The following is a 16,531-nucleotide window of genomic DNA, read 5'->3' as shown; positions in this document are numbered from 1 at the left end:
GCGATCAATGTTCATGTAGATGAACTTAAGATCACGAAAGGGTATTTTTATTGTAAAACTTTTCAATATCAAGCGAATGCTATTAATCTTCTATCGTTGACAAGTCTCCGGTAGGCAGATTCAGTTCCCAAGCTTTAAGAACTCGACGCATAATTTTGCCGCTGCGTGTTTTGGGAAGCTTATCTTTGAATTCAATTTCACGAGGCGCTGCATGTGCTGACAGCCCTTCTTTTACAAACTTGGATATTTCCGCCTTCAGCTCATCAGAGGCTGTATAGCCTTCACGCAATGCGATGAATGCTTTAATAATTTCACCGCGCATCGGGTCTGGTTTACCTATCACTCCTGCTTCAGCTACGGCCGGATGCTCAACCAGCTTGCTTTCTACTTCAAACGGACCTACCCGCTCGCCTGCGGTATTGATGACATCATCCACACGACCTTGAAACCAAAAGTAACCATCTTCGTCATAATAGGCGGAGTCGCCTGAAATATACCAGCCTGGTATACGGAAGTATTCTTCGTATTTGGCAGGGTTGTTCCAGATTTTACGCATCATGGAAGGCCAAGGCGTCTTAATTGCCAAATTGCCCATCCTGTAAGGAGGAAGAACATTGCCGGAGTCATCAACAATTGAAGCTTCAATACCTGGAAGCGGCTTACCCATAGAGCCTGGACGTATAGCCATGCAAGGGTAATTGCAAATTAATTGCCCGCCCGTCTCCGTCATCCACCATGTATCGTGAATCCGTTGGTTGTACACCTTTAACCCCCAACGAACCACTTCAGGGTTTAACGGTTCTCCTACACTCAGTACATGGCGAAGCTTAGATAAATCAAAGCTTGTGGATACCTCATCCCCAGCTCCCATTAGCATTCTAAAGGCAGTTGGAGCGCTGTACCAAACGGTTACACCGTATTTCTCCAGAGTACGATACCAGTCCTGTGGACTGAAGCGACCGCCACGAATAACATTGGTAGCCCCATTCAACCAGGGACCGAATATTCCATAAGAGGTCCCCGTAACCCAGCCTGGATCCGCTGTACACCAATATACATCCGTTTCCTGCAAATCAAGTACTACACGGCCGGTGTAGTAGTGCTGCAGCATCGCATTATGCGCATGAAATACACCTTTGGGCTTGCCTGTTGAACCTGAAGTATAGTGAATCAATAAACCATCCTCACGGTCCAGCCACTCAATATCCAACTGATCTGTCGCTTGCGCCATTTCCTTGCGGAAATCGACTTGTCCCTCGGATAGTTCAAGATTATCGCCAACAATAATAATATGCTTCAAATCGGGAAGCTCGGCTACAGGGATTCTCGATACAAGCTGAGGTGTTGTTACGATGGCAATGGCACCACTATCCTGCAGACGATCTCTAACTGCAGTTTCCATGAAGGCTTCGAACAACGGGCCTACCACTGCCCCTACCTTAATCGAGCCAAGCAATGCAAAATAGAGCTCAGGCGTGCGCGGCATAAAAATAAATACACGCTCTCCCTTGGTGATGCCGAGCTTGCGCAGTACGTTCCCAAACCGATTGGATTGCTCCTTCATCTGTTGATACGTATAGGATTCTTCACGCTTGTCATCACTATAATGAAGAGCAATTTTATCCTTTCTGGAAGACTCGGTGTGTCTGTCAATAGCCTCATATGCGGCATTTACCTTTCCCGTAGTCGACCAGGTAAACTGTTGTTCAATCTGTTCCCAACTGAAATTTGCACGTTCCTGTTCATAATCTTTCATATTCGATGTTGTCGAAACAGCTTCAATACTCTCAATATTCGTATGATCCATATCAAGTGCCTCCTGAATTTTAACGATTGATCTCGATAAAACGCTTACAAGCCCCTTATCGAAGCGATAGTTTTTATACAATGGCTATTATACCATATCCCGTTTTATCCGACTAACCCTTCTTACACAAAATTTTGGGTTACCTATCTACTGCGTCTCTCCCGTGCAGCTGGCTCGGCCTGACGGCTTCCAAGAAACTACCACACATGCTATAATCTGCGATAAGGTAACCTATGAACCTCGCTTTATCTCTGAAAGGAGAAGAACGGCATGCAGCATATAAAAATATACCATTCGCAGCTTGTCCCAAGCAGCAATTCTTCTTCGATTGTTGTAGAAGGCCCTGTTCCGCCTGAACAACTAGCTCAATACCGGATGCATCCCGATCTGGATGCGTTTCGACGTCCTCCCGAGCAGTTCGTTGCTCTCGTTGAAATCGCCGAGCTTCCAGAAGGCCGCATCATTGTATCAAGGATTGAAGATCTCATCATTGGTTATGTAACCTTTCATTATGCGGACGAAATGGAACGCTGGTCGCAAGGTCATATGGAGGATTTAGTAGAATTAGGAGCTATCGAGGTTGCCGATGATTATCGCGGTCTTGGACTCGGAAAACGTATGATCCGTCTTGCCTTTGAGGATGGCCAACTGGAAAATGTGATTACTTTTACTACTGAATATTATTGGCACTGGGATCTGGAAAAAAGCGGGTTGAATGTGTGGGATTACCGCAAAATGATGGAAAAACTGATGCAGAGTGTAGATATGGTTTGGTTTGCTACGGATGATCCCGAAATATGCTCACATCCCGCAAACTGTCTGATGGTACGTGTCGGTAAACAGGTGCCATTGACTTCCGTTGAGCAGTTTGATCGTGTCCGATTTCAACAACGTTTTATGTACTGATTGTATCCATACCCGGGGGCGTAAATGATGACGATTCCAGCTTTTTTTATTTATGATGAAAGTGAAACGGGATATCGCTTTAATGAGGATCATCCCTTCAATCAAAAGCGGCTGACGCTGACCGTTGATTTGCTGCGTAGTCTGGATACGCTGCCTGATCAAGCTATATTATCTCCGTCCGCAGCCCTTGATGAGCAGCTGTTAGCCGTTCACAGTGCTGACTATGTAAGCGAAGTAAAATTACTAAGTGAAGCAGCGCCAAACCCGGAGGTCGTTAATCAGGCCAGCCGTTATGGACTGGATACGGAGGATACGCCTTTTTTTCAGGGTATGCATGCCATAACCTCGACAGTGGTTGGAGGCTCCCTCCTGGCTGTCGATACCGTAATGAGCGGACGCTCCTCGCATGCCTTGCACTTGGGAGGCGGACTCCATCATGCATTATCTAACAAGGGTGCCGGCTTCTGTGTGTATAATGACGCGTCTGTAGCCATTGAGCATGCCAAGAAGCAGTACGGCGCGCGTGTATTGTATATCGATACAGACGTTCATCATGGCGATGGCGTACAATGGAGCTTTTACACCGACCCGGAAGTATGCACCGTATCCATCCATGAAACCGGAAAATATCTATTTCCTGGGACTGGTGCCGTTAATGAACGTGGTGAAGGCCTTGCATTCGGGACCTGTATCAATATTCCCTTGGAGCCTTATACCGAGGATGCCTCGTGGCTGGAATGTCTGGAGGAGATTCTTAACAAGGCTATCGACCATTTCAAGCCCGATCTGATCGTGTCCCAGCACGGCTGTGATGCCCATGCATATGATCCCTTATCCCACATCCACTGCAGCATGAACATTTACAAAGCGATGCCGCGGCTGATCCACCGGCTTGCTCATCAGTACTGCGAGGGGCGTTGGGTAGCGCTCGGCGGCGGCGGATACGATATTTGGCGGGTCGTTCCTCGCGCCTGGAGTCTCCTCTGGCTTGAAATGAACGATCATCCGCTAATTGGCCAGGTAGAGCAGGACCCAACGCTAAAACTACCATCAGCTTGGCTGTCCCAGTGGCAAAACGAGTGCCCTGTCATGCTGCCTACTACTTGGCTGGATTGTACAGATGAATGGGAACCCATGCCTCGCCGTCATGAAATCACATTGAAGAATCGCCATATCAAGGAATTAGCTGCGCTTTATTTGCCATGACCAAGGGTATGTTGAGGCGAAGTGCTCCTCCCCCTAATCAGGTAATCAGGTAGAATCAGAGCCAATCGGATCTGCTATTTCAAAGTAAAATAGGTAACACAAAAGCCCGCTTTCCACATATATGGAGGCAGGCTTTTGTACATGCGTATACGTATTATTTAAAACTGAATCTTTTCTTCGATAAACGCCTTCAGCTCGCTGATCGGCATTCTTGTTTGTTCCATCGAATCGCGATGTCTCACCGTCACTTGACCATCCTGCTCGGAGTCAAAATCGTATGTGATGCAGAAAGGTGTACCGATCTCATCATGACGACGATATCTTTTGCCGATTGATCCTGATTCATCATAATCAACCATGAAATGTTTGGATAGCCCCTCAAACACGCTCTGAGCACCCTCTGAGAGCTTTTTGGACAGCGGGAATATTGCCGCCTTGATTGGCGCCAAAGCGGGATGGAAGCGCAATACCGTCCGGCTGTCATCGCCTTCCAGCTGTTGCTCTTCATAAGCATCAATCAAAAATGCCAGTGTAACCCGGTCAGCCCCAAGCGAAGGCTCGATACAATAAGGAACATAGCGGTCACTGCTCTCTTGGTCGATATAGTTAAAATCCTCGCCCGAGTGCTGCATATGCTGCTTCAGATCGTAGTCGGTACGGTCTGCAATGCCCCACAGCTCTCCCCATCCAAAAGGAAATTTGAATTCGATGTCCGAAGTTGCATTACTGTAATGAGACAGCTCATCATCAGAATGATCTCTCATACGGATATTGTTTTCTTTCAATCCAAGATTAAGCAGCCATTGGAAGCAATAGTTTCTCCAGTACTCAAACCACTGCATATCTTCGCCAGGCTTACAGAAAAATTCAAGCTCCATTTGCTCGAACTCGCGGGTACGGAACGTAAAGTTACCTGGAGTGATCTCGTTACGGAAGCTTTTACCGATTTGTCCAATACCGAACGGGAGCTTCTTTCTCATCGTACGCTGTACGTTTTTGAAATTAACGAAGATGCCTTGCGCCGTTTCCGGACGCATGTAGACAACATTCGAGCTGGCTTCAGTCACACCTTGAAAAGTTTTGAACATCAGGTTGAACTGACGTATTTCCGTGTAATCAAAAGCACCGCAATCCGGACATACAATATGGTGCTCAACCATCAAAGCACTCATTTGATCGAATGACAAGCCGTCGACAACCATTTCAATCCCTTTTGCATCTAAGGCATTTTCAATAATTTTATCCGCGCGATGGCGAGCTTTACACTGTTTACAGTCGATCATAGGATCATTAAAGTTACCTACGTGACCCGAGGCCACCCATGCTTGTGGGTTCATCAGAATAGCTGCATCCAAGCCTACGTTGAATGGAGATTCCTGAATAAACTTTTTCCACCAGGCTTTTTTAATATTATTTTTCAATTCAACACCAAGCGGGCCGTAATCCCAAGTGTTGGCTAATCCGCCATATATCTCTGATCCCGGGAAAATAAAACCTCTATGCTTAGCTAAAGCTACAACCTGTTCCATGCTAACTGTCATGATTCGTTCTCTCCTTCTATATGGTTACAAATGCTTCAGCATATGATCGACAATTCGATATGAATTCTCGGATGCCTGCAATGTAAATTGTGCAAAATTCACTTCTGCCGATCCATCGGCTTTATCCGACATCGAACGGATCACGACCTGCGGGATACTGTTCATTGCACATACCTGTGCAACAGCGGCTCCCTCCATTTCGGTGCACGCCCCCTGCAGCTCACTATATAGCTTGGCTACGGTGTCTCGGCTGGCAATGAACTGATCACCAGACAACACCCTGCCTACTTGAACCTGGCCAGGAAAAAGCTCATTGCTGGCATCAAGCGCTGCTTGCTTGAGACGTTCATCCGATACAAACAATGAGACTTCTTCATAAGGAATCGTCCCACGCGGAAATCCTAACGCCGTAACATCCATATCATGCTGCATCAGCTCGGAAGAAATAACGATATCTCCAACATTTAAATCCGGATGAACTGCCCCGGCAACTCCTGTAAATATAATCGAATCGACTCCATATGTATCAATCAATATTTGAGTGGTCACCGCAGCATTAACTTTGCCGACACCCGATTTGCACAATACGATTCTTTGGTTATGCAAGAGCCCCTCCAGAAATTGAATTCGGGCTTTTTCCGTAGTCTCAACCTGCTCCATGTGCTCTAGAAATAATGCGATTTCTTCTTTCATTGCACCTATAATGCCAATTTTACCATAAGACAAAAGGGTATCCTCCTAAGAAAGTATTGCCGCTGAACAAGCGAAACTCGCATCATCTTGTGAAGCTGAGCTTGCGCCCCAGTTCCCTTGGCGTTGCTTGTTCTACGAACTCTTAAATGCCCCATAAAAAGAAAGGAGGCTCATATTAGAGATGAGCCACCGAATTTCTATGAATAAGCTCATGGGGTAAAATTACCTGCATGAGTTCCGAAGCATCCTTGGTCTCTTTGTTCATCAGTTTCGTTAGCAGTCTCATCGACACTGCGCCAATATCGTACATTGGCATTGCAACCGTCGTTAACTGAGGCCTTACCATGGAAGCCATACGAATGTTATCTACACTAATGACAGATACATCTTCCGGTACACGTAAACCACTATCCAGCAACGTGTGCATCGCACCGATCGCCATTTCATCCGTCGCTGCAAAAATCGCCGTTGGACGCTCACTCAGCTCCAGAAAATGCTTGGCAACTTCCAATCCGGATTCATAACGATAGTTCCCTATCCTTACGTAATCCTCACGAAGTGGAATATCGGCAGCCTCAAGCGCCCTCTTGTAGCCTTGGTAACGGGCAAATCCATTAGCAGGATCCTGCAGCGTTCCCGAGATCATAGCAATGTTGCGGTGCCCATTCTGGATCAATAAATTCACTGCGTCAAAGGCGGCCTGCTCATGATCAATGTCTACAGAAGCAAATGCATTATTGTCATCCTTGGTAGCACATAATACAATCGGAACCGACGATGTTTTGAACGCTTGAAGGTGCTCGTCCGTTACAGCCCCGCCCATAAACAACAAACCGTCAACCTGCTTCTCCAATAATGTGTTGATAACACGTATTTCTTTTTCCTTCTTCTTATCTGCATTACACAATATGATGTTATAGTGATACATGTTCGCAATATCTTCAATACCTCTAGCAAGCTCTGAAAAAATAGTGTTGGAAATGTCGGGAATCACAACGCCAACCGTTGTTGTCTTCTTGCTGGCTAGTCCTCTGGCTACGGCATTTGGGCGGTAACCGAGACGTTCGATGGCTTCAAATACCTTCTTGCGCGTTTGCGGCTTCACGTTGGGATTGTTATTCACAACCCTCGATACGGTTGCCATGGAAACGCCTGCTTCTCTGGCTACATCATAAATGGTTACAGTCACGGACATTCTCTCCAGTATGTAAAGTGTATTAAAACAGCGTGCTTTACTAATTTGATTTTATCATACGACAAAATACGGTTTTTCGCAATGAAAGGAACGATTTCTTTCATTTATAGTATCAAAAAAACACAAAAAAAGCCAACTGCAAGACAGTTGACTTCACAATTTACGTTACTTATGGAGAATCATTCAATGATAATGATTGCTTGGAGATTTGCTCGAGCCGCTTGCGGACATCCTCTACCCAGGGCTCATCCTGTAACGATTGGGCAAGCAGCAGCAGATCCAGCAGTTCATTGATACGCTCTTCTACAATCTTTTCGACCGGATCTGTTGCATACTGCTTCTCTGTCACTTTAAACATCAGATGAGCAATTTCACTGATATCATTAAAATGAATATGCTGCTTATTTGTCGTCTGTTCCAACTTTCCAATCACTCCAGTCAACTCGCTCTTCACCTCTGCAAGCACTTCGCTTCGGCGACAGTCTTCACAAGAAAAAACCGGAACATTCTCAATCTCAATCTTGTTTTTATAAATGACAGTACGCAGCTTTATATTCATGGTGCTGCCACATTTGCATTGCTTATGCAACTCATACCACTCCCTCATCGCTCCAGCAGGACCTTACGCTGTTATGACCTTCTAGAATTATTCTACTTCCAGAGGTAAAATCCTTCTCGATTCAGGCTAGTAATATTTAGCACCTTTCCATCTTTCAAACCGAACACGAATGCTCGGTATAGTTACGAAAAGCATTGCCAAAGCAGCTCCGATGGCATCATTGCGAATATCCATCACATCTGGAGTACGACCAGGCACAAAGGATTGATGAATCTCATCTGTAACTCCATACAGCGTACATAACAATACAACTGCTAATTTGATAACCCATGTCAACCTATGAATTCCAAAAGCCCAGGCATAGGTCAGGGACAGAATAAAATAAGCAAGAAAATGCCCCCAATCCAGCCCTTCCATAAATGGAATGAAACGTTGAAACTGGCCAAGCCAGCCCCCCATATCATCTCCCGTTCTTGCAGACAAATAGAAGATAGCTAGCATCCACAGAAAAGCAGGCAGAAACCGAACGGTAATTCTCATGTCAATGCTTCGTTGTATATTCGGCAAGCACCTGAATATAGGCCTTCATAAAAGCAGGAAGATCAGGAGGTCTCCGACCAGAAACAATATTACGGTCAACCACGACTTCCTCATCGATCCAGATTGCACCGGCATTCTCAAGGTCATCCTTGATTCCAGGTGTGGATGTCATCGTATATCCCAGACATATTTTGGCGGAAGCTAGTACCCAACCAGCATGGCAAATATGGGCGATCGGCTTCACGGCCTCGTGGAACTCTCGAGTCAAGCGCAGTACATCAGCATAGCGACGAAGCTTGTCAGGTGCCCAGCCCCCCGGAACATAGAGTCCGATATAATCCTTGGATTGAACCTCATCGAAAGCATATTCGGTTGTCAACGGCACCCCATATTTGCCGTAAAATACTTTATTAGCGGATGGTCCGACAAGATGGACCTCAGCTCCCGCTTCGCGGAGACGCAGTACAGGGTACCACATTTCCAAATCCTCAAATTCTTCATCTACAAAAGCAAGCACTTTATATCCTTGTAATACCATTGTAATAATCCCTCCATTGTTTCATAGGTATGTTCATACGCCTGGCTGTTGTCCACCGTCAATAACGATTTCAGTGCCCGTGATGGAAGGCACGCGGTCAGATACAAGCAGCAAAGCCATGGATGCTATTTCATCAGGGTCCACCAGATGCCCGAGCGGTATTGACTTATTCATAACCATCTTTTGATCATCATAACTGATACCGTTGGCCTGTGCATGCTGCCGGGTCAATGTCTCTGACCTTTCCGTTGCTGTCGAACCTGGTGAGATCGCATTGATTCTGACATTGGATTTAGCCAATTCCTTGGAAATCCCTCTTGTAAAATTAAGCAGAGCAGCATTAGCCGTACTGCCTGCCAAAAAGGTAGGGCTTGGCGTTCTGCCCGCACCGCCGATGATATTCACAATACGACCATCCTTTTGACTGATCATATAGGGCGCAGCCTCCTTGACCATGCGTATGTAGCCGAGCAGCTTTAAATTCCAGGCTTCTGTGAATACATCTTCGGATAACTCGAAAAATGCTCCTGCCTTCGCCGAGCCTGCATTATTGATTACAATATCAATGCGACCATAACGATCCAAGGCAGTAGAAACAACCGTTCTGCTTGTAGCAGGATCTCCCATATCACCAGCCACCATCACAATACGTGAGGGACTCTCTGCAGTATAATTTTCCACGAAAGAATCGACGGCTTTCTGCAAGCGTACCGAATCCCGAGCCACCATAACGACAGAAGCCCCTTCTTTATACAGCGCCTTGGAGCATGCAAGTCCAATTCCGGCACTTGCCCCCGTAACAATCGCAATTTTACCGCCAAGTCCGAGATCCATCCGAACCCCTGCCTCTCCTCTTGTCAACGATCTACCTATCGGTTACTTCGCTATGACATCCTCATGCAAATGCTTGTTTAACAAATCAATCACGGCAGTACTTGTGCTGCATCGAAGCAATTGTTCCCATATGTTCGAGCTTTGATTGAAGTGGCTTTGCAGCAGGCTGTTTTTAACACGTAATATGGACTGTATTGACATGCTCAATTCTTTAACATCCAGACCAAGCCAGATGGGAAGCGCCCGAATGTCTCCTGCCATTTCACCACATACGCTGACGTGTATATTAGCCGCTTTGGCAGACTCTACCGTGCTCTTAAGCATCCGCAGTACAGCCGGGTGAAAGGGATTATACAAGTGGGCTACAGTCTCATTCATGCGATCCACTGCAAGCACATATTGTACGAGATCATTTGTTCCGATACTGAAAAAGTTCACTTTCTGTGCTAACAAATCGGCTATAATGACGGCTGCAGGAACTTCAATCATAATCCCTACTTCAATATGTTCCTGAAAAGGAATCTGCTCTGAACGCAGCTCTTCCTTGGCTGATTCCAGCACAGCATTTGCTTTATCCAGCTCTTCGATGGATGATATCATCGGATACAAAATTTTTACATTGCCATAATAGCTGGCACGTAGTATGGCACGAAGCTGCGTTTTGAACAAATCGATACGATCCAGTGAAATTCGGATAGCGCGATAACCAAGAGCAGGATTATCCTCCTCGGGAAGTGCAAAATAATCGAGGCTTTTATCACCACCGATATCAAGTGTCCGGATCACTACACGCTTGCCGCCAAGCTTTTCGGCGACCTGCTTATATACCCTGAACTGCTCTTCTTCAAGCGGCAAGTTATCCCGATCCATATACAAGAACTCCGTACGGAACAGCCCCACCCCGGAGGCTCCATTGCTCAACACCTGATCAAGCTCTTTAACGGTACTGATATTGGCAGCCAGTTGAACCGCCACGCCGTCCTCGGTTTGAGTTGGAATATGGGCAAGGACCTGCAGCTTATCGCGCATTTTCAGCCAATTGGATTTGCGTATTCGATAAATTTCAATTTGCTCTTCCGAAGGATTGATGTATACCTGCCCCTCATCACCGTCAATAATAAGAAAATCTCCATTCTGAATAGGCGTAGCCAGCTTGCCTTCCAGGCCCAGCACATAAGGAATGCCCATTGCACGGGCCATGATGGACACATGAGAGGTTTGTCCACCGAGCATCGTGACAAGACCCAGAGCGTTAATCGTATCCAGATGAACCATTTCAGATGGAGAAAGCTCTTTGGCAACGACAATGTAAGGCTGCTCCTTAGGTGGTATCGTTTCTTCCAATGCACCAAGCAGATGCTTTAACAGCCTGTTGCCGACATCCTTGATATCCAGAGCTCTTTCCTTCATATATTGATCATCCAGCAGATCAAACATATTCACGAACTTCTCAATGGCCTCTTTAACCGCAACCTCAGCCGCTTTATATTGCCGCTGCATGATTCCTTGTACCTCATTCATGAAAATCGGATCTTCCAAAATGGCCAGGTGCGCGTCAAAAATTGACGTTTTATCGTCACCCAGCACCGTGACAAACTCCTGTTTGATACATTCGATTTCATCCTTCGAGTTCCGAATTCCATCATACAACCGTTCAAATTCGAATGCCAGATCCTTCACATCAATCAGCTTTTCAGGGAAGTCCCATTCCCAGGTCGGTATGACAAAAGCTTTCCCCATCGCAATACCTGATGCAGCTCCGATCCCCTCAACCATGAGCGTTTCCTCCCTTTATGCTTGGCTCTTTCATGACTACGGACATTACGGATGCCTGTCCTTTTTTTACTGCTTTATAAGGCGCGAAGCTCCATGACTTGACCTTGTCCACGTTCGTGATCAGCATAGGAGTTGCGAGCGATTTGCAGTTTTTTTTCACCTTTTGCAGATTAAACTTCACCAGCAATTGGCCCACCTCCACCCTATCGCCTTCCTTGATAAAAGCTGTAAACCACTTGCCCTGCAGCTGTGCGGTATCAATTCCAATGTGAAGCAGAACCTCAAGACCCTCATCGGTCTCAATGCCTATTGCGTGCAGCGATGGGTATAAAATAATGATTTTACCGGCTACAGGAGCAACCAGCTCTCCTTTTTCCGGCATAAAAGCTACCCCATTCCCGACAAGCTTACCGGAAAAAATCTGATCCGGAACTTCCTCGAGCGGAATCATCTGCCCCTGCATTGGCGCGTTGAACAGCACTTGCTGAATATCCTTGCGCATCAGCTTTTTGATTTCCTCACGTATTAACTCGGAGTATGTGCCAAACACAACCTGTACATTGCCTCCACCTAATCGGATGACACCAGCCGCACCTAAATGCTTCAGCGCAGCAATGTCCATCAATCGATCATTGGTTAAGGTGAGTCTCAGCCTTGTAATGCAGGCTTCAATGTTCTTGATATTGTCCTTGCCTCCGAGGGATTGCAGAATTAGTGGAGACCTGTAAGGAATATCACCTGCCCATTCTTCAAGCTTGGAGCCCTCTTCCCTACCAGGTGTCGGAATCCGAAAGCGGCGAATCGCCCAGCGAAACAAAAAGTAATAAAGCAAACCATAAGCAATGCCAATCGGTATCAGCATCCATCCATTATGCGACAAATGAAAATTGATAATATAATCAATTGCACCTGCCGAATATGAAAAGCCATGATGGATATTCAAAGCATACGCAATCCACATGGAAAGCCCGGAAAGAAGTGCGTGAATCACAAATAAATAGGGCGCTACGAACAAAAAGGCAAATTCAATCGGCTCTGTGACTCCAGTCAAAAACGATGCCAGAGCAGCCGTCATAAAGGTTGCGCGGATTTTGGGCTTGAGGTCCTCGCGAGCCTCCTGAATAATAGCCAACGCGATAGCCGGAAGCGCAAACATCATGATAGGGTACAAACCTGCCATGTATGCTCCAGCATTAGGATCACCTGCAAAATATCGCGGCAGATCCCCAAACACCAATTCACCACTTGGCTTCTCAAAAGCGCCGAGTTGAAACCAAAAGAAGTTGTTAAACACGTGATGCAAGCCTGATGGCACCAGTAATCGGTGGATCACCCCGTTTACAAACGTGCCAAAGCCCCCCAGCCCGATAATAGCGGTGGATAGCCATTCCATAAACTTCTCCATATATGGACCCACTTCAATGGTTATCAAGCTAAGTATAAAGATAGCAAGGCCCATTAATAATGGTACCATTCGGGGTCCACCGAAAAATTGTATCGATTCCGGAAGCTGAATATTTTTACAGCGATGAAACAAAATCGCGGCAATAAGACCGATTAATATACCTCCAGGAACACCAAGATGAAATTCTGCACCTAAGTAATGCCGGGTTGCCTGTATAAACATCAAGTGTCCAATGAGTGCCGACATCCCTGCAATACCAGCACTTTCCGTTAATCCAAGAGCAACTCCAACAGCAAAGATCATAGGAAGGAACGTAAAGATGGTGTTACCGCAGAACAACAAAATTTCCCCGAACTGAGACATATGTATTTCTTGCCACGGAAGAGCTCCAAGCCATAACAAAATAGCAGCAACGGGAAGTATCATGGTCGGAAGCATTAACGACCGGCCTAACTGCTGCAAACTACCCATTAAGTTCAAGCCAATCATCCCTCCTTTCTATTTCGATGGTAAAGGTAAAGCCTGATTTTGTCAAACAAATGAACCTCATTCATGCACGTTTGGAATAGATAAGGAAAAGCGGGCCAATGGCCCGCTTTTGTTAAGCTTAAGTTAAAATTGGTAGCGGCTAAACGAATTGTTGGACTGGCTGTATTGGCTTTGTGATGGTTGTGTAGAGTCTGATCTCAGATAGGCATCGTGACCCTGTTGGTTTCCACGATAGTTAGCTGTGTAGTAGGACTGGGGACTTTGAAATTGACTAAACGATTGATTTTGTTGATTTTGATTTTGCTGGTTTTGTTGATTGGAACCGTATTGGCTGCTGCTTCCTGCATTGTATGCATTGTTTGGAGCTCCAATACCATACTGACTTTGCGCTGTTTGTGTGGAATCCGATCTCAGATAGGCGTCATGCCCTGGTTGATTTCCCATATAGCTTGCGGTATGAAAGGAATTCGGGTTTTGTGTTTGATTTGAAAACTGGTTTTGATAGCCATACAATGCATTGTTATTGATGTTTCCATACGAGGATGCCTGGTTGCTATAACCTGTACCCATACCAAATTGGCTTTGTGCTGTTTGTGTGGAATCCGATCTCAGGTAAGCGTCATGTCCTTGCTGATTGCCACGATAATTGGCCGTATGGAATGCATCCTGGCTTTGAGTTTGGTTGTTGGCAAATTGATTGTTGTATGGGATACTAGTTTGAAAATTGTTCGAGTTGCTTAGGCCAAGTGATTGATTATATTGAGACTGCACATTGCCTATTGGCTGGTACTTAGTCTCCAAACCACGGTATTGAGAGCCTGAGTTGGATGCACCGAACTGATTTTGATAAGCGTTTTGCTGGTTGTTTTGATACATGTACAATTCCTCCTAGAAATCCACAAGTCTTCCGAAGCCATCAGGACTAGGCCCTGCTTTTCCAGAAGCTTTTCATATTGTCTCTTAGGTTGACGAGCTTTATGAATGGAAGCTGCTGGAATTCGCTTAGAAACGACAAAAGACAAGAACGGGAATTCTTGTCTTTTTATTGCCGTTATATTAGGTAGGGAACCGTTAGCTGATCAGACTCTGTCAGAGACATCCCGCACCATACGTAGTAAAGACTGTGCGGCATAACCTGGGTCCGGATGGTTATAAATAGCCGAAACTACGGCAATCCCATTTGCTCCAGCACGGATTACTTCAATTGCGTTAGTCTCATCGATACCACCAATCCCTACGATAGGGATTGACCATCTGGCCGTAATATCGCGAATTAAATCTCCTCCAATGGCATGACCAGCATCCAGCTTAGTAGAAGTTGAATAAATAGGGCCAACCCCCAAATAATCGGCTCCATTGGACATTGCCCATTCCGCTTCCTCCATCGTGCCCGCCGATATTCCGATAATTTTATCGGGACCCAGCAAACGACGCGCTTCTGTACCCGGTATATCGTCCTGACCCACATGAACACCATCTGCATCAAGCAGCAGAGCAACATCGATTCGATCATTAACCATGAATGGAACCTTGTATTGTCGGCACAAAGCCTTCAATTCGGCTCCCTGCTCCAAAATCTGCTTTAATGGCGCCTTTTTCTCCCGCAGTTGAATCATCGTCACTCCGTCAGCCAAAGCCTCCTGAGCTATCTCAAGAGCGGTTCGTTCTCCGAAGCCATCCAGACCCATAACCAGATAAACCTGTAAATCCTGTGACAGACGATTCTGAAACACCGTTATTTCCCTCCAGGCAGTAATATAGCATCTTCAACTTTAATACAACGATCCATAATGACTTCAAGTCCACCGCTTTTGGCAATCTCGGCCGCTTCATCATTAAAGATACCTAATTGAAGCCAAAATACTTTTGCATTAATTTTCACAGCTTCTTCAGCTACAGGTACAACCTGGTCACTGCGCCGAAAAACGTTGACTATATCGACTGGCTCCGGAATATCGGAAAGTGATGGATAACATATTTCACCAAGGATATGCTTCGCATTGGGATTGACTGGAATGATCCTGTAGCCCTTGCTTTGCATGGCTTCAGCTACCATGTATGAGGTGCGATCAGGCTTATCCGATAAACCTACGACAGCAATGTTACCGGCATTCTTAAGCAGCTCCTTGATACGATCTCTTGAAGGATTTTCAAACGCCATAACGACCAGCTCCTTGTAGTTTTGATTTGACATTACTTGGATACTTATAGTTTATAGCTTAAAGCTTGACGTCCCATCGCTTCCCAGGTTCCGAGAAATTGCGCTTTATCAATTTTTACATTGCTTTTACCCGTAGAAGGATCGTTGACATATACATTGTGCTCATCAAATCCGACAAGCAATACAGCATGCTCCATAAAAGTTGTCTCAATCGGTCCTATCGGTGTATCCCAAACTACCCAATTATCGGGCACTTGAAAATTGATTGTGGTCCAGACCAGCGACGGAATGCCATCACGAAGCTGCTGCTCGAGCATATCAAAGGGTTGATTCGTTAAATCCATAGCTGTCGGGATATATTTTTTTTGCAACTCAAATAATGCACCATGATAAATACCAAAGCCTTTGGCAGAGCCTGTAACCTCCCCGACAAATCCCAAGTTAGGATTCCCCCAATAAGCGATTGAACCATCCTTGTTCCGCTTTAATGGCGTATTATCACGCTTCATCTCAGGCACCAGCTCCAGCTTGCTTTTGGCTACTCCGTAATATTGGAGCATCATCGTCAGGCTTGTAATTTCACAGCCCGATGGAAGCTCAGGGTGTTGACGGATCGCTGGAGCCTTCAGCATAGCTGAAGAGGCCAATGGAATCGGAGTCAGAGGTGGCGGAGAAGCCGTAGTGATGATGGGCTGTCTGGCCCCCAATGTATCCGCATAGGCAATCGTCGAAGATTCGCTGAACCAGCCTTGTCCGGTAATTTTGGCGTACAGCAGCATCGAAAAAACACCACTGGCAAACAGGAGACCCAGTATGAGAAAAAAGCCGAATGTAACTTGGATTCCTTTCCAAAGTACAGGCATGACCATCAACCCACTTGT

16 protein-coding genes are annotated in these 16,531 nt (G+C 45.9%); 2 read left to right on the top strand and 14 right to left on the bottom strand.

The genetic code is table 11. From position 1 onward, the window contains the following. Positions 1 to 82: 82 nt before the first annotated feature. Positions 83 to 1,807: an acetate--CoA ligase gene (gene acsA / locus NST47_RS15945; RefSeq protein WP_341156009.1), complete on the bottom strand. Its 1,725-nt coding sequence runs from the start codon at positions 1,805 to 1,807 to the stop codon at positions 83 to 85. Positions 1,808 to 2,077: 270 nt separating this feature from the next. On the opposite strand from acsA, the gene NST47_RS15940 reads away from it, so the two are divergent. Continuing rightward, on the top strand, positions 2,078 to 2,713 hold the full coding sequence (locus NST47_RS15940; RefSeq protein WP_341156008.1) for a GNAT family N-acetyltransferase: 636 nt from the start codon (positions 2,078 to 2,080) through the stop codon (positions 2,711 to 2,713). 27 nt (positions 2,714 to 2,740) lie between these two features. Then, positions 2,741 to 3,919, top strand: coding sequence for an acetoin utilization protein AcuC (locus tag NST47_RS15935; RefSeq protein ID WP_341156007.1), 1,179 nt, complete (start codon positions 2,741 to 2,743; stop codon positions 3,917 to 3,919). 158 nt (positions 3,920 to 4,077) lie between these two features. Here NST47_RS15935 and NST47_RS15930 read toward each other — a convergent pair whose 3' ends face one another. From NST47_RS15930 to NST47_RS15870, 13 genes are all read right to left on the bottom strand, one after another. Beyond that, positions 4,078 to 5,460 carry a glycine--tRNA ligase gene (locus NST47_RS15930; RefSeq protein WP_262686259.1) on the bottom strand — a complete coding sequence of 461 codons (1,383 nt, stop codon included), beginning with the start codon at positions 5,458 to 5,460 and terminating at the stop codon, positions 4,078 to 4,080. Positions 5,461 to 5,484: 24 nt separating this feature from the next. After that, entirely contained in the window at positions 5,485 to 6,186 is a 702-nt protein-coding gene (locus NST47_RS15925) for a 5'-methylthioadenosine/adenosylhomocysteine nucleosidase (protein ID WP_341156006.1), read from the bottom strand. A gap of 142 nt (positions 6,187 to 6,328) precedes the next feature. Then, on the bottom strand, positions 6,329 to 7,348 hold the full coding sequence (gene ccpA, locus NST47_RS15920) for a catabolite control protein A (protein WP_341156005.1): 1,020 nt from the start codon (positions 7,346 to 7,348) through the stop codon (positions 6,329 to 6,331). A 169-nt stretch (positions 7,349 to 7,517) separates the two neighbouring features. Then, on the bottom strand, positions 7,518 to 7,955 hold the full coding sequence (locus NST47_RS15915; protein ID WP_341156004.1) for a YgiT-type zinc finger protein: 438 nt from the start codon (positions 7,953 to 7,955) through the stop codon (positions 7,518 to 7,520). A gap of 78 nt (positions 7,956 to 8,033) precedes the next feature. Further along, a complete protein-coding gene (locus NST47_RS15910) occupies positions 8,034 to 8,447 on the bottom strand; it encodes a VanZ family protein (protein WP_341156003.1) in 414 nt (137 codons plus the stop codon). Between the two features lies 1 nt (position 8,448). Further along, complete coding sequence (locus tag NST47_RS15905) at positions 8,449 to 8,985, bottom strand: type 1 glutamine amidotransferase domain-containing protein (RefSeq protein WP_341156002.1); 537 nt, start codon at positions 8,983 to 8,985, stop codon at positions 8,449 to 8,451. Between the two features lie 33 nt (positions 8,986 to 9,018). Next, positions 9,019 to 9,846: an SDR family NAD(P)-dependent oxidoreductase gene (locus NST47_RS15900; RefSeq protein WP_341156001.1), complete on the bottom strand. Its 828-nt coding sequence runs from the start codon at positions 9,844 to 9,846 to the stop codon at positions 9,019 to 9,021. 15 nt (positions 9,847 to 9,861) lie between these two features. Then, positions 9,862 to 11,595, bottom strand: a complete 1,734-nt coding sequence (gene ptsP / locus NST47_RS15895; RefSeq protein ID WP_341156000.1) for a phosphoenolpyruvate--protein phosphotransferase — start codon at positions 11,593 to 11,595, stop codon at positions 9,862 to 9,864. Further along, positions 11,588 to 13,480 (bottom strand): glucose PTS transporter subunit IIA, encoded by a 1,893-nt coding sequence (locus NST47_RS15890; RefSeq protein ID WP_341155999.1) that lies wholly within the window; start codon positions 13,478 to 13,480, stop codon positions 11,588 to 11,590. Before NST47_RS15890 ends, ptsP begins: the two co-directional genes overlap by 8 nt. Before the next feature lie 132 nt (positions 13,481 to 13,612). Beyond that, a complete protein-coding gene (locus tag NST47_RS15885; RefSeq protein WP_341155998.1) occupies positions 13,613 to 14,365 on the bottom strand; it encodes a hypothetical protein in 753 nt (250 codons plus the stop codon). A gap of 203 nt (positions 14,366 to 14,568) precedes the next feature. Further along, positions 14,569 to 15,222 (bottom strand): thiamine phosphate synthase, encoded by a 654-nt coding sequence (thiE, locus tag NST47_RS15880; RefSeq protein ID WP_341155997.1) that lies wholly within the window; start codon positions 15,220 to 15,222, stop codon positions 14,569 to 14,571. Positions 15,223 to 15,224: 2 nt separating this feature from the next. Then, entirely contained in the window at positions 15,225 to 15,650 is a 426-nt protein-coding gene (locus tag NST47_RS15875; protein ID WP_341155996.1) for a CoA-binding protein, read from the bottom strand. A gap of 44 nt (positions 15,651 to 15,694) precedes the next feature. Continuing rightward, positions 15,695 to 16,513 carry a C39 family peptidase gene (locus tag NST47_RS15870; RefSeq protein ID WP_341155995.1) on the bottom strand — a complete coding sequence of 273 codons (819 nt, stop codon included), beginning with the start codon at positions 16,511 to 16,513 and terminating at the stop codon, positions 15,695 to 15,697. Positions 16,514 to 16,531 lie beyond the last annotated feature (18 nt).

The sequence above is a fragment of the Paenibacillus sp. FSL H8-0034 genome, from assembly GCF_038000305.1.
Lineage (GTDB): Bacteria > Bacillota > Bacilli > Paenibacillales > NBRC-103111 > Paenibacillus_S.
This window is presented reverse-complemented; position numbering and strand designations above follow the sequence as displayed.

Bases quoted from the DNA above. Each gene is read 5' to 3' on its own strand.
- acsA (WP_341156009.1), bottom strand. From the start codon at position 1,807: ATGGATCATACGAATATTGAGAGTATTGAAGCTGTTTCGACAACATCG.
- NST47_RS15940 (WP_341156008.1), top strand. From the start codon at position 2,078: ATGCAGCATATAAAAATATACCATTCGCAGCTTGTCCCAAGCAGCAAT.
- NST47_RS15935 (WP_341156007.1), top strand. From the start codon at position 2,741: ATGACGATTCCAGCTTTTTTTATTTATGATGAAAGTGAAACGGGATAT.
- NST47_RS15930 (WP_262686259.1), bottom strand. From the start codon at position 5,460: ATGACAGTTAGCATGGAACAGGTTGTAGCTTTAGCTAAGCATAGAGGT.
- ccpA (WP_341156005.1), bottom strand. From the start codon at position 7,348: ATGTCCGTGACTGTAACCATTTATGATGTAGCCAGAGAAGCAGGCGTT.
- NST47_RS15915 (WP_341156004.1), bottom strand. From the start codon at position 7,955: ATGAGGGAGTGGTATGAGTTGCATAAGCAATGCAAATGTGGCAGCACC.
- NST47_RS15910 (WP_341156003.1), bottom strand. From the start codon at position 8,447: ATGAGAATTACCGTTCGGTTTCTGCCTGCTTTTCTGTGGATGCTAGCT.
- NST47_RS15905 (WP_341156002.1), bottom strand. From the start codon at position 8,985: ATGGTATTACAAGGATATAAAGTGCTTGCTTTTGTAGATGAAGAATTT.
- ptsP (WP_341156000.1), bottom strand. From the start codon at position 11,595: ATGGTTGAGGGGATCGGAGCTGCATCAGGTATTGCGATGGGGAAAGCT.
- NST47_RS15885 (WP_341155998.1), bottom strand. From the start codon at position 14,365: ATGTATCAAAACAACCAGCAAAACGCTTATCAAAATCAGTTCGGTGCA.
- NST47_RS15875 (WP_341155996.1), bottom strand. From the start codon at position 15,650: ATGGCGTTTGAAAATCCTTCAAGAGATCGTATCAAGGAGCTGCTTAAG.
- NST47_RS15870 (WP_341155995.1), bottom strand. From the start codon at position 16,513: ATGCCTGTACTTTGGAAAGGAATCCAAGTTACATTCGGCTTTTTTCTC.